This window comes from Novosphingobium sp. UBA1939 (assembly GCF_002336885.1).
GTDB lineage: Bacteria > Pseudomonadota > Alphaproteobacteria > Sphingomonadales > Sphingomonadaceae > Novosphingobium.
Map to the genome: position 1 here is coordinate 21,412 of NZ_DDFB01000044.1, position 13,567 is coordinate 34,978.

General features: G+C 67.3%; 10 protein-coding genes. 7 read left to right on the forward strand and 3 right to left on the reverse strand.

All coding sequences use genetic code 11. The features are described from left to right. Positions 1-66: 66 nt before the first annotated feature. Complete coding sequence (locus B3547_RS07055) at positions 67-2,919, reverse strand: M16 family metallopeptidase (protein ID WP_292961577.1); 2,853 nt, start codon at positions 2,917-2,919, stop codon at positions 67-69. A 109-nt stretch (positions 2,920-3,028) separates the two neighbouring features. Further along, positions 3,029-3,817 carry a phosphoribosylaminoimidazolesuccinocarboxamide synthase gene (gene purC, locus B3547_RS07060; RefSeq protein WP_124810291.1) on the reverse strand — a complete coding sequence of 263 codons (789 nt, stop codon included), beginning with the start codon at positions 3,815-3,817 and terminating at the stop codon, positions 3,029-3,031. Positions 3,818-4,139: 322 nt separating this feature from the next. On the opposite strand from purC, the gene wrbA reads away from it, so the two are divergent. Then, positions 4,140-4,739: an NAD(P)H:quinone oxidoreductase gene (gene wrbA, locus B3547_RS07065; protein WP_124810292.1), complete on the forward strand. Its 600-nt coding sequence runs from the start codon at positions 4,140-4,142 to the stop codon at positions 4,737-4,739. A gap of 298 nt (positions 4,740-5,037) precedes the next feature. On the opposite strand, the gene B3547_RS07070 is transcribed toward wrbA, so the two are convergent. After that, the gene (locus B3547_RS07070) at positions 5,038-6,975 is read right to left on the reverse strand and encodes a S9 family peptidase (protein WP_292961580.1); all 1,938 of its coding nucleotides are present in this window, start codon (positions 6,973-6,975) and stop codon (positions 5,038-5,040) included. 188 nt (positions 6,976-7,163) lie between these two features. Here B3547_RS07070 and B3547_RS07075 point away from each other — a divergent pair, with 188 nt between their 5' ends. From B3547_RS07075 to B3547_RS07100, 6 genes are all read left to right on the forward strand, one after another. Beyond that, entirely contained in the window at positions 7,164-7,574 is a 411-nt protein-coding gene (locus B3547_RS07075) for a ketosteroid isomerase-related protein (RefSeq protein ID WP_292961582.1), read from the forward strand. Beyond that, the gene (locus tag B3547_RS07080; RefSeq protein ID WP_292961584.1) at positions 7,574-8,209 is read left to right on the forward strand and encodes a GNAT family N-acetyltransferase; all 636 of its coding nucleotides are present in this window, start codon (positions 7,574-7,576) and stop codon (positions 8,207-8,209) included. Before B3547_RS07075 ends, B3547_RS07080 begins: the two co-directional genes overlap by 1 nt. Continuing rightward, the gene (locus B3547_RS07085; RefSeq protein WP_292961586.1) at positions 8,203-9,102 is read left to right on the forward strand and encodes a carbon-nitrogen hydrolase family protein; all 900 of its coding nucleotides are present in this window, start codon (positions 8,203-8,205) and stop codon (positions 9,100-9,102) included. The genes B3547_RS07080 and B3547_RS07085 overlap by 7 nt, the downstream gene beginning before the upstream one ends. Before the next feature lie 63 nt (positions 9,103-9,165). Beyond that, positions 9,166-10,287: a glycerophosphodiester phosphodiesterase gene (locus B3547_RS07090; RefSeq protein WP_292961588.1), complete on the forward strand. Its 1,122-nt coding sequence runs from the start codon at positions 9,166-9,168 to the stop codon at positions 10,285-10,287. Between the two features lie 68 nt (positions 10,288-10,355). Beyond that, a complete protein-coding gene (locus B3547_RS07095) occupies positions 10,356-12,554 on the forward strand; it encodes a dehydrogenase E1 component subunit alpha/beta (RefSeq protein ID WP_292961590.1) in 2,199 nt (732 codons plus the stop codon). Further along, positions 12,547-13,560, forward strand: coding sequence for an ACP S-malonyltransferase (locus B3547_RS07100; RefSeq protein WP_292961592.1), 1,014 nt, complete (start codon positions 12,547-12,549; stop codon positions 13,558-13,560). Before B3547_RS07095 ends, B3547_RS07100 begins: the two co-directional genes overlap by 8 nt. Positions 13,561-13,567 lie beyond the last annotated feature (7 nt).

Sequence of the window (13,567 nt, forward strand, 5' to 3'; positions counted from 1 at the left end):
CTGTTGCGGCATCCTGATGCGCGCGCGGTAGGCGCGGCGCATGACCGGTCGGTGACAGGAGGGGGCTTAGGCGGGCGGGGCGTCCACGCCTTCGGGCAGGACCAGCACCTGCACTGCCTTGTCCAGCGCCAGATAGCGGCGCGCCACGGCCAGCAGGTCGGGCGGGGTCAGCGCTTCCAGACGGGCTTTGGCTTTGCGGAAGCGGTCGAAGCGCTCCGGCTCGCTTTGCGCGCGCTCGGCCAGCGCCATCCAGCCGCCGTTGGTCTTGAGCGCGTTGTCGATGCGCTCCAGCATCGGAGCGCGGGCGCGGCGGAGCACGTCGGCATCGACTGGCGTGGAGGTGAGCTGGCGGACGGTGTCAGCCAGCGCCGCACGGGTGGCGGCGATGTCGGCCACATCGACCGACGCCTGGATCGCGAAGGTGCCATAGCCACGCCACACGTGAGAAAGGCTGGATTGCGCGCCGGGCGAATACGACTTGCCCAGCTTTTCGCGCACGGTGTCGAGCACCTCGATACCAGTCACCTCGTCCAGCAGATCGATAGCCATGGCCTCGTCGGGATCGCGGTCATCGCGCGTGGGCCAAACATAACGCACGATCGCCTGGTTCGCCTGCCCTTGATGCCGGATCACGCGCAGCCCGCGCGCGGTGGTGAAGGGGCGCTGGCGTTGCACATCCCAGCCACGGAATTCAGCTTCGCGCTGGGGCAGGGCGCCGAAGGTCCGAGCGACCAGCGCGATCGCCTGCGCTTCGTCGAAATCGCCGACCAGCGCGATTTCCATCGCGCCGTTCGCCAGCCGATCGGACACCGTGCGGCGCAAGTCGGCGAAGCTGAGCTTCTGGTAGGCGGCGGGAGCTTGCAGGGTGAAGCGCGGATCGTCATCCGAAAGCAGCCCGCCTAGCGTGTTGGCCAGCGCGGCCGACGGCGTGGCGCGGTAGCGCGCAAAGAAATTGGCGATGTTCTGCCGGTAGAGCACCTCGCCTTCGGGGCGGTATCCTGGGTCGGTGACTTGGGCGGCAAGGTACTGGAGCTGCGCTTCCAGATCGCGCCGGGTGGTGGTGACGCCCGAATAGAACGTATCGCCCCCGGTGGCGATGCCGCCGCCGACCGAGCGCCCGGCCAGCAGTGTCTGGAGATCGTCCTGGCTGTGCTTGCCGAGGCCACCGGCGGAGAACATCGCCATCATCTCGGTCGCCAGCGGATTGTCGCGGGTGTCGAGCATCTCGCCCCCGTCGATCGACAGGCGCACCTGGATGCGGTCGGTCTCCAGCGAGGTGGGCTTGAGGTTGAGGCGCACGCCGTTGGCGAAGCGGATCTCGCGGATGCCGAAGGCGGGCTCCGTGCTGTCGGACACTACCGCGCCCGGCGTGCCGAAATCGGTATAGGCGAAGGCGCCGGAGGGGCCAGTTTCGGGCAGGCCGGCTGACGCTCGGATCGCGGTGTTCCAAGCCTGCCGTATCGCCTTGTCGCCGCCCGATGGCGTGGTGCGGCCCTGGAAACGGATCAGCGGATGGTCGAGCGGCACCGCTTCGCGCTTGAGCGCCGCCAGCACCGCCTGGGGCGTGATCCGCGGGGCGAAGGCATTGAAGCGGGCGAGCGCGCCGGCGGGAGCGGTCGGCACCGTATCGTCGCGGATCAGGCCCAGCGCGGCCTGCACCAGTGTGCCGTTGCCACGTGTATCGGCGCTGGCCGCCGCGTTTTCGATGCCGGTGCGAATGTTGGCGACCTGTTCGTCGATCTCCGCGGGCGTGAAGCCCGTGTCGAGTGCCTGCCGCAGGGCCGTGGTCGCGGCGGCGAGGCCGCGCTGCCAGCCGCCGTCCACCGTATCGACCACCAGATTGGTGGTGCGCCCAATGCGGAATACGTCGCCGGTGCCGAAGCCCGCGCCCCGGAACGGCGGATCGACCTTGCGGCTCATCCGCTGGAAGCGCCGGTTGATCACGCCATAGCCGATCTGGCGCAGCAGATTCGTGCGGCGGCTGGCGATCGTGTCCGGTTCGTCGAGCCAGGGGCCATGGCGCGAGGCGGTGACGCGTTCGGACAGCGCCGGATCGAGCCAGACTTCCGTCCTGCCCTTCTGCGCGCGATCGACCTTGCCCTGGTCCGGCCGGGGAGGGACGGGCGCGGGCTGCCAGCTGGCGAAGCGGGCCTGGATCGCGGCTTCGACGGCATCGGCATCGAAATCGCCGATCACGATCAGCGTGGCGTTGGCGGGAACGTAGTGCCGCGCCCAGAACGAGCGCAGCGCATCGGCCGTGGCGGCATCGAGCGTGGCCACGGTGCCGATCGGCAGCCGGGCGGGATAGGTGGCGTGGGGGTAGAGGAAGGCAAGCTGGTCTTCGAGATTGGCCCGCTGGTAACCTTGCCCGTCGCGCAGTTCCGAAAGGACCACGCCGCGTTCGCGCGCCACGGCTTCGGGCGCGAAGGTCAGCTCGCTTGCGGTCTCGCGCATCAGCATCAGCGCGGTATCGAGCAGGGCGGGATCGGCGCGTGGCAGATCGAGCATGTAGAGCGTCTGTTCGAACCCGGTCTGCGCGTTGGTGTCCGCTCCGAACGACAGGCCGTTGCGTTCGAGCAGGCGGATCATCTCGCCTTCGGGAACGTGGGTGCTGCCGTTGAAGGCCATGTGTTCGACGAAATGGGCAAAGCCGCGTTCCTGCGGGCCTTCGTCCAGCGATCCGGTAGCCACGTCCATCCGCACCAGCGCGGTGCCGGCGGGCGTGGCGTTGCGCCGGATCACATAGCGCATGCCGTTGGGCAGCTTGCCGAAGCGATAGCCGGCTTCGGGAGCGAGATCGCTTTGCTGGAAGGCCCAATCGGGCTTGGGGGCGCCGTGCCTCGAAGGATGGGCCAGCGCGGGCGTCGCGCCAAGCAACAGGCCGGCGGCCAGCAGGAACAGGGAACGGCGCGGCGTCATCTCGGCGCCGATCCTGCCGCGAGTCGGCTTAACGGGCAATGAGGGATGTGCGCCGGAATGGCGGGGCAGGCATTCCCCCTCCCGCAGCGGCGGGAAGGGGGAAGCGGCCTTACTTCTTGTTGCGCAGCTTGCTGCGGTGCGCGCCCAGGTCGAACACCTCGCTCGGACCGCCGTCGTTTTCGAGCAGGCCCAGCCGGCGGGCGACTTCCTGGTAAGCTTCCTCTTCGCCGCCCAGATCGCGGCGGAAGCGGTCCTTGTCGAGCTTTTCGCCGGTGGTCATGTCCCACAGGCGGCAGCCGTCGGGGCTGATTTCATCCGCCAGGATCACGCGGCTGTAGTCGCCATCCCAGATGCGGCCGAACTCCAGCTTGAAATCGACAAGGCGGATGTTGATCGCCGCGAACATGCCGACGAGGAAATCGTTCACGCGGATCGCCATTGAGGAAATGTCCTGCATTTCCTCGTTCGAGGCCCAGCCGAAGCAGGCGATATGCTCTTCGGCGATCAGCGGATCGCCCAGCGCGTCGTCCTTGTAGTAGTATTCGAGCAGGGTGTGGGGCAGCGGTTCGCCTTCGGGCAGGCCCAGGCGCTTGCTGATCGAACCGGCGGCGACATTGCGCACGACCACTTCGATCGGAATGATTTCCACTTGCCGCACCAGCTGTTCGCGCATGTTGAGGCGGCGGATGAAGTGCGTGGGGATGCCGATGTGCGAAAGGCGCGTGAACACGTATTCGCTGATGCGGTTGTTGATCACGCCCTTGCCGTTGATCGTGCCGCGCTTCTGCGCGTTGAACGCGGTGGCATCGTCCTTGAAATACTGGATCAGCGTGCCGGGTTCCGGGCCTTCGTAGAGAATCTTGGCCTTGCCTTCGTAAATCTGGCGGCGACGGGACATGGGCGGGTCTTCCTCAAGCGTGCGAAGTTTTCTGGTCTTCGCGGGAAATCAAAAACCCCGGCGTGGCGAGGTGAGTCGCGAAAAGCGACCCTATCGCGGAAGCCGGGGCGTCGCAGCGCCCATAATGGAAAATCGCAAGGTGCGCAATTCCACGCCGGATTGCCCGTGCCCTGTACGGGCTGTGGTTCGGGCAGCGTTTGGGTTGTTCAAGATTTTGGAACGGTTTCTGCCAGTTTATCCGGATGACCTGATTGCGGGAATCACGGCATAAGGGCTTCGTGTTCAAGCGGGGCCGCTCCCGCCACCAGCAAGGATGAAAACGATGAGCAAGGTCCTGGTTCTCTACTATTCCAGCTATGGCCACCTCGAAACGCTGGCCAACGCCATTGCCGAAGGCGCCCGTGCGACCGGCGCGGAAGTGGACGTGAAGCGCGTTCCCGAGACCGTTCCGCTGGAAATCGCGCAGGGCGCGCATTTCAAGCTCGATCAGGCCGCGCCCGTGGCGACGGTGGCCGAACTCGAAAACTACGACGCGATTATCGTCGGCACCGGCACCCGCTTCGGCCGCATCAGCTCGCAGCTGGCGGCGTTCCTCGACCAGGCCGGCGGCCTGTGGGCGCGAGGCGCGTTGAACGGCAAGGTCGGCGCGGCGTTCACGTCCACCGGCAGCCAGCATGGCGGTCAGGAAACGACGCTGTTCTCGATCATCACCAATCTGCTGCACTTCGGCCTGACCATCGTCGGCCTCGACTATGGCTTCCAGGGCCAGCTTGGCCATGACGAAGTCACCGGCGGCGCCCCCTATGGCGCGACGACGATCGCCGGCGGCGACGGAAGCCGTCAGCCGAGTGGAACCGAACTGGATGGAGCGCGTTATCTCGGAAAGCGCGTAGCCGAAACCGCCAACAAGCTGTTCGGCTAAAGCCCGTTCCCCCTCAAGGATCGGTCCGCGCCCGCGCCAGCCCCCCCCTCTTATGCGCGGGCATACAGCGGGCCGATCTGACCCTGAAGAGGCCGCAGACTTCGTGTCTGCGGCCTTTTTGTTTTTGGACGGTGGGGTGTTTCCGACCCCCAGCCCCTCCCGCAAGCGGGAGGGGAGCGAGACTTGCGTCGCCGCAGGTGCCGTTAGTCGCAGCGGGGTGGGCTTTCAGCGCGCCGCGCTTGCAAGCAGCCTGAGTGCATTTTCGTCTGGTCAGTTGTCTCCGCCCGACGACGATCTTCTACTTCCCGCCCAGCAGATTGGCCTTCCAGAAGCCGATCTCGGACCAGAACTGGTAGTCGGCGTTTTCCTTCTTGGCGAAGCCGTGGCCTTCGTTGAGCCCCACGATGTGCCAGGCCGCGCGGCCCTTGGCGCGGACGGCGGCCACCATCTGGTCGGCCTCGCTCTTGGGCACGCGCGGATCGTTGGCGCCGGTCACCACCATCAGCGGAATGGTCAGGCGGTCCACGCTGGTCAGCGGGGAGATCGCGGTCAGTTGCGCGCGCTGCTTCGGATCGCGCTCGTCGCCATATTCGGCGCGGCGCAGGTCGCGGCGATAGCCTTGCGTGTTTTCGAGGAACGTGACGAAATTGCTGATCGCGACGATGCAGTCCGCCGCCTTCAGCCGGTCGCCATAGCGGATCGCGGAGGCATAGCACATGTAGCCGCCATAGGAACCGCCGGTGACCGCCATCCGCGCCGGATCGATCGCCGGATCGGACTGGAGCCGGTCGAGCAGCGGGCCGATGTCCTTCACCGAATCCTCGCGCCGGAACGGGCCGTTGTCCAACCCGACGAAGCGCTTGCCGAAGCCCGACGATCCGCGCACGTTGGGATAGAACACCGCGATGCCGAGTTCGTTGATAAGGTAGTTGGCGCGCCCCTTGAAACCGGGCGTGGCCTGCCCTTCCGGCCCGCCGTGGATGTTGACGATCAGCGGCCGCTTGCCGGGGAACTTGGCGGGATCGGGGCGGTAGAGGAAGCCGGTGACGGTTTCGCCATCGAAGCTTTTTACCTGCACCAGTTCGGGATCGACGTTGGCGGCAGGATCGAGGCCGCCGGTCTCGCTGGTGGTCCAGCGCGTGGCCGCCAGCGTCTTCGGATCGACGGCGAAGGCGTCCGCCGGCACCTTGGCCGAAGACAGGGTAAGCCCGATCGTGCCCCATGGCGCGACCTTGAGCGTGGAGATCACGCCGGCCGGCAGCGCGGTGACATCGCGGACCGCGCCGGTCTTCGGGTCGAGCAGGCGCAGCTTCGAGATGCCGGTTTCGTTGACGGCATAGGCGATGAAGCTGCCGTCATCGGCGATCGAGAATTCCTCGATATCGCCCTTGGCTTCGGGCGCGCGGGGCGTGAACTTGCCCGTCCGCGGATCGAGCGTGCCGAGCCGCTGGTAGTCCGATCCTTCGTCGCTGGTGACCCACAGCGTGCCATCCGGCGCGATATCGGCGGCGGCATAGGCGATCGGCTTGGCGTGATCGCCGATCGGCGTGAGCTTGCCGCTGGCGATATCCAGCCACCACAGGTTGCTCTTCTGGATCGAGACATATTCGCGCACCACCGCGCTCTTGCTGTCGGGCGTGAAGCCGGCGACCGACCAGCCGCCGCCCTTCACCTGCGCGACAAGGCGGTTGGACGCCGGATCGCGCGGGTTCGCCACGTAAAGATCGGAATCGACGCCGTTGCGGCGCGTGGAGCTGTAGGCGATCCATTGGCCGTTATGGCTGAAGGCGTTGAATTCGTTGCGGCTCTTGCCATCGGTCAGCAGCGTCAGGCGCCCGTTCTTCAGCGTGTAGAGCTGGAAGAATTCGTCTCCGCCCTTGTCCTTGCGCACCACCAGCGTGCCATCGTTGGGCGCGTACCAGCCGGCCAGCGGCTCCGCTTCGAAGCTGATCTGCTGGCGCGCCATGCCGGAGCCGGCCACGGTGTGAAGCTGCGGCACGCTGGCGAAGCGCGTGGAAATCAGCATGTTGCGCGTGGCCGGGTTCCAGTCGAGAAAAGCGGCGGTGCGGTATTCCATGTAGGGCCGCGTGGCATCGACCACTGCCATCGGCACCGGCGGCGCGCCGTCGACGGCGATGGTGGCGGGCTTCGGCGCGTCCTGCGCCAGAAGCGGGGCAGGAGCGATGGCTGCGACCATGGCTACGGTGGCGGTCAGGGTGAGAAGACGAGCGCGCATCGGGTTCTCCGGTCCGGAACAGGGCGTTGCGTAGGACGCCGGTTGTGGCCGCGCGCGGCGCGGTCCGCAACGTCCTTTTGGCCGGGCGCGGCGGCCGATTGTTGCACCGGTGCAGCACAGCTTTCCCGGCGCGGCTCTGGTCCCGCAACGGCGGATTGGCTAGGCAGGGGCGCAAAGGAGACCCGCCGATGAGCCGTGCCGCAACGCTTGCCCTTCTCGAAACCTACTATGGCGCGTTCAACGCCGGGAACTGGGAAGGGATGCTGGCGTGCCTTTCGGACGACGTGGCGCACGATATCAACCAAGGCGAACGGCAGGTGGGCAAGGACACGTTCCGCGCCTTCATCGCGCACATGGAGCGCTGCTATCGCGAGCGGCTGGAAGACATCGTGCTGATGGCCAACGAGGAAGGCACGCGCGCGGCGGCGGAATTCGTGGTGCATGGGGAATACCTCGCGACGGACGAGGGGCTCCCCGAAGCGAATGGCCAGACTTATGTGCTGCCGGCGGGCGCGTTCCTCACCATCGCCGATGGCCGGATCACGCGGTTGACGATGTATTACAATCTGGCCGACTGGACGGCGCAAGTGGTCGGCTGATGAGTAGCGCCGCCAACCCGCGAAGTGGGATCGCCGCCAGCCCGCGGAGCGGGATCGTCGTGCGCCCGCTGACCGGGGAGGAGATCGCCGCCGTGCTGGGCGATCTGGCCGACCTGCGCATCCGCGTCTTCGCGGCCTATCCCTATCTCTATGACGGTGACGCGGCCTATGAGGCGGAATACCTGCGCGAATATGCCGCCGCGCCCGATGCGGTGCTGGTTGCGGCGTTCGACGGGGATCGCGTGGTCGGCGCGGCCACGGCAGCGCCGATGCTGCACCAGAAGGCCGAATTTCGCGCCCCGTTCGAGGCGCGCGGGCTGGACGTGGCGCGGCTGTTCTACTTCGGCGAAAGCGTCCTGCTGCCTGAATACCGGGGCCACGGCATTGGCCACGCCTTCTTCGACCATCGCGAGGCGCAGGCGCGGCGCTGCGGCGCGGATGCCGCCTGCTTCGCGGCGGTGATCCGCCACGGCGACCATCCGGCGCGGCCGGCGGGCTATACCCCGCTTGATGCGTTCTGGACCAAGCGCGGCTACGCGCCGATCGAAGGGCTGGTGACCGAACTCGGCTGGAAGGACCATGGTGAGGACGGGGAAAGCGTGAAGCCCATGCAGTATTGGCTGCGGCAATGGTGAGCTGGCGCGTCGCAGCGGCGCAGTATCCGATCGACCAGCTGGCGGACTGGGACGCCTATGCCGCCAAGGTGGCAAAATGGGTGGCGCAGGCGGCGGACGGGGGCGCGGCGCTGGCGGTGTTTCCCGAATATGGCGCGATGGAGCTCGCTTCGCTCGATCCGGCGACGATGGGCGATCTGGCGGGATCGATCGAGACGGTTTCGGCGCTGCTGCCGTGCGTCGATGCGCTTCACGCCGAACTGGCCGCGCGGCACGGGATGCATATCCTGGCCGCCAGCGCACCGCGCAAGGATGCCGACGGGCGCTTCCGCAACACCGCGCGGCTGTTCGCGCCGAACGGGCGGATGGGCGTTCAGGACAAGCTGGTGATGACCCGCTTCGAGCGCGAGCAGTGGGGAATCGCGGCGGGCGCGGGGCTCAAGCTGTTCGAGACCGCGCTTGGCAAGCTTGCGGTAAACATCTGCTATGACAGTGAATTTCCCCTGCTGGCAAGGGCGGTGGTGGAAGCGGGGGCAGAGGTGATCCTTGTCCCTTCCTGCACGGATTCGCTGCACGGATACTGGCGTGTGCGGATCGGCGCGCAGGCGCGGGCGCTGGAAGGCCAGTGCTATGCCGTACAATCGCCGACGGTGGGCGAGGCGGCGTGGTCCCTGGCGGTGGACGTCAACCGCGGCGCGGCGGCGGTCTATGGCCCGCCCGACCGGGGAATGCCCGTCGATGGCGTGCTGGCCATCGGCAGCGAGAACGCGCCGGGCTGGGTCTTTGCCGATATCGACACGGCGCGCGTGGCGGACTTGCGCGCGGACGGCGGCGTGCTGAACGCGCGGCACTGGACCGAGCAGCCGGGTGCGCGGGCGGCCTTGCCGGCGGTTGAGCTCGTCTCGCTGTTGTAGGCGCTTGTCACATTGCTGTCGTGTCGCGATCCTAGCGCGGTCTTCGGAATGAGGAGACGGGCCATGACGGCGGGATTTTCGCGGCGGGGCATTATGGTGATGGGAGCGGGTCTGGGCATGGCGGTGCTGGCCGGCGGTTCTGCGCTGGCGGCGGCGCGGCCGCGCCCGGCGAAGCCGCTGCTCCTGGCGCATCGCGGCTGTTCGGCGCTGCGGCCGGAGCACACGCTGGCCTCCTACGCCAAGGCGATCGCCGACGGCGCCGACTTCATCGAGCCGGATCTTGTCGCCACCAAGGACGGCGTGCTGGTCGCCCGGCACGAGAACAACATCGCCGAAACCACCGACGTCGCCGCGCATCCCGCATTCGCCGCGCGCAAGGCGGTGAAGGTGATCGACGGCGAAAAGCTGGAGGGCTGGTTCACCGAGGATTTCACGCTGGCCGAATTGAAGACGCTGCGCGCGAAAGAGCGGCTCGGCGCGCTGCGGCCGGAAAGCATGGGCTACGACGGGCAGTTCCAGATCGTCACCTTCGAGGAGGTGATCGATTTCGTCGCGGCCGAAGCGGCGGCGCGCGGACGAACGATCGGGATCATTCCCGAGATCAAGCATTCGACCTATTTCAACGGCATCGGCCTGCCGATGGAGGATATGTTCCTGGCGCGGGTGAAGGCCAGCCGGGTGCTGGCCACGATGCCGATGATCGTCCAGTCGTTCGAAATCGCCAATCTCAAGCGGCTGCGCACGATGCTGGCGGGCATGGCCAACGTCCAGCTGATGCAGCTGATCGATGACGATGCGCAGCGTCCGGCCGACGTGGCGGCGGTGGATGGCGCGCTGACCTATGGGGCGATGCTGACGCCGGCGGGGCTGGCCGAGATCGCCCTCTATGCCGACTGGGTCGCTCCGGCCACGCGCCGGATCATTCCGCTCGGCGCCGATGGCAGGCTGGGGGCACCGACGTCGCTGGTGGCGGACGCGCACAAGGCGGGCCTGCTCGTCGGCACGTGGACGTTCCGGCCGGAGAACACGTTCCTCGCGGGCGATTTCCGCGATCGCGGCGATGCGAAGGCGCGCAATCCGGAGGGCAGCGTGCGCGAGATCCGGCGCTATCTGCAAACCGGTCTGGATGGGTTCTTCACCGATGATCCCGCGCTTGGCTATCGCGCATTGCATGTGTCGCGATAGGGGGGTGACGCCCGATTTCCCTTGCGCTACGCAAGGGAAATGATCGCATTTGAAACCAGGTGGCGCTGATGGACGCCGCCGAGCAGGTCCACCAGCAGTTCCTTGCCGCGCTCGATGGCGACGGGCTGCGCCGGCGTTCCAACCTGGGGCTGGCCGACGTGGGGCTGGCGCCCGAACGCGCCGCCGCGCTGCTCCACAGCCAGATGCTCAGCCGCCAGCTGGACCGGCTTTCGCGCAAGCTGCAAGCGCGGGGCGAGGGGTTCTACACCATCGGATCGTCCGGCCACGAAGGCAATGCCGCGCTGGCCGAGGCACTGCGCACCGATGACATCGCTTTCCTCCACTACCGCGACGCCGCGTTCCAGATTCATCGCGCGGGGCGGGTGCCGGGTGAAAATCCGGCGTGGGACATGCTGCTGTCGTTCACCGCTTCGGCGGAAGACCCGATCTCGGGCGGGCGGCACAAGGTGCTGGGATCGAAGCGGCTGGCCATTCCGCCGCAGACCAGCACGATCGCCAGCCACTTGCCCAAGGCGGTGGGCGCGGCCTTTTCGATCGGCATTGCCCGCCGGATGGGGCTGGAGGATACGCCACTGGCGCCGGATGGTGTGGTACTGTGCAGCTTCGGCGATGCATCGGCCAACCATTCGACCGCGCAAGGGGCGATCAACACCGCCGCCTGGGCCGCGTTCCAGGGCACGCCACTGCCGCTGGTGTTCCTGTGCGAGGACAACGGCATCGGCATTTCCACGCGCACGCCGAAAGGATGGATCGAGGCGAACTTTTCCGGCCGCGCCGGGCTGCACTATATCCAGTGTGACGGCAGCGATCTGGTGGACGCCTGGCGCGGCGCGCGTGAAGCGGTCGATTATGCCCGCCGCCATCGCAAGCCGGTGTTCCTGCACATGCGCACGGTGCGGCTCTATGGCCATGCCGGCAACGACGTGCAGCTTGTCTATCTTTCCAAGGACGACATCCGCCGTGACGAGGAGCGCGATCCGCTGCTGGCGAGCGCGGCGCTGCTGATCGAGGAAGGCGTGATGACCGCCGCCGACGTTCGTCGCGAATACGAAGCGATCGAGGCATCGCTGCTGCGGCAGGTCGAGCTGGCGATCCGGCGGCCCAAGCTGAAGGACGTGGCCGCCGTGATGGCCAGCATCGTGCCGCCGAAGCGCGAGGGCGTGGAGCGTCCAGTTCCAACAGCGGAGGCCCGCGCGGCGTTGTTTGCCGACGATGCCGCGCAGATGGAAAAGCCGCAGCACATGGCGCGCCTGCTCTCGTGGGCAATGGCGGACCTGCTGCTGCAATATCCCAACGCCATCGTCTGCGGCGAGGACGTGGGGCCGAAGGGCGGCGTCTATAACTGCACGGCCAAGCTGCATCAGCGTTTCGGTTCGGCGCGCGTGATCAACACGCTGCTGGACGAACAGGCGATCCTGGGCCTTGCCATCGGCGCGGCGCACAACGGCCTGCTGCCGATGCCGGAAATCCAGTTCCTGGCCTATGTCCACAATGCCGAGGACCAGATCCGGGGCGAGGCGGCCACGCTCTCGTTCTTCTCGAACGGGCAGTACACCAATCCCATGGTCGTGCGGATCGCGGGGCTACCCTACCAGAAGGGCTTTGGCGGCCATTTCCACAACGACAATTCGCTGGCCGTGTTCCGCGACATTCCCGGCGTGGTGCTGGCGGTGCCGTCGAATGGGCGCGATGCGGTGGCGATGCTGCGCGAATGCGTGCGGCTGGCGCACGAGGAACAGCGCGTGGTGGTGTTCGTGGAACCGATCGCGCTCTACATGACGCGCGATCTTCATGCCGAGGGCGATGGCCTGTGGACCAGCGTCTATCAGGCGCCTGGCGAAGGCGCGGTGCGGCTGGGCGAAATCGGTGTGCACGGCGATGGCGCCGATCTGGCCGTGGTGACTTATGGCAACGGGGTCTATCTTTCGCTTCAGGCGCAGAAGCTGCTGGCGGAACAGGGCATTGCCGTGCGGGTGATCGACCTGCACTGGATCGCGCCGCTGGCCGAGGATGCGCTGCTCGAAGCGATCGCGCCGTGCGGCAAGGTGCTGATCGTCGACGAATGCCGCGAGACCGGATCGCAGAGCGAGGCGCTGATGGCGCTGTTCGCCGAACGTGCGGCCGGCAAGTCCACGGCACGGATCGCCGCGACCGACAGCTTCATCCCGCTCGCCCGCGCGGCAACCTATACGCTGCCCAGCCGCGACATGATCGCGGCGAAGGCGCGGGAGATGGTGCGTGGCTAAGCAGTCCATCCTTGTCGTCTGTCCGGGGCGGGGCACCTACAACGCACCGGAACTGGGCTATCTGGCGCGGCACCACGGCGGCCGGGCGGAACTCGCCGCGTTCGATGCCCTGCGCGCGGGGCGTGGCGCGCCGACGCTGAGCGAACTGGACGGGGCGGCTAAGTTCAGCCCTGCGCTCCACACGCGCGGCGATATCGCGGCGCCGCTGATTTACGCCGCGTCCTATCTCGATTTCCTGAGCATCGACCGCGATCGGTTCGAGGTGGTCGCGGTGACCGGCAATTCGATGGGCTGGTACACCGCGCTGGCCTGCGCGCGCGCGGTTTCGGGCGAGCATGGCTTTGCCATCGCCGATGCCATGGGGGTCAATTCGCAGAAGCACGCGCCCGGCGGGCAGGCGGTGCTGGTGCTGGCGGGCGAGGACTGGCGCGTCGACCCCGCGCTGCGTCGGGCAGTCGACGCGGCGATGGCGCGCCATGGCGTGCTGCCCTCGATCCATCTCGGCGGGATGCTGGTAGTGGCGGGGAGCAAGGCCGCGCTGGATGCGCTGGAAAAGGACCTGCCCGGCCTGTCGCGTCCGCCCCTGCGCCTTGCTGGCCACGGCCCGTTCCACACGCCGCTGATGGCGGAAAGCGCCAACGCGGCGCGGGCCAGCCTGCCGGCCACCTGGTTCGGCCGGCCCGAGGTGCCGCTGATCGACGGGCGCGGCAAGATATGGCGGCGATTCGAAAGCGATGCGGAAAGCCTGTGGGACTACACCTTCGGCCACCAGATCCTGGCACCCTATGATTTCACCACCGCGATGACCGTGGCCATTCGCGAGTTCGCGCCGGACCGGATCGTGCTGCTGGGGCCGGGCGAAACGCTGGGCGGCGCGATCGGGCAGGTGCTTGTGGCGTTGAATTGGCTGGACATCGGCAGCAAGGATGCGTTTTCATCGCGCCAAGGAGAGGATGCGACCCTGATCGGCATGGGGAGACCCGGCCAGCGGGAGTACGTCGTCTGATGAAAAC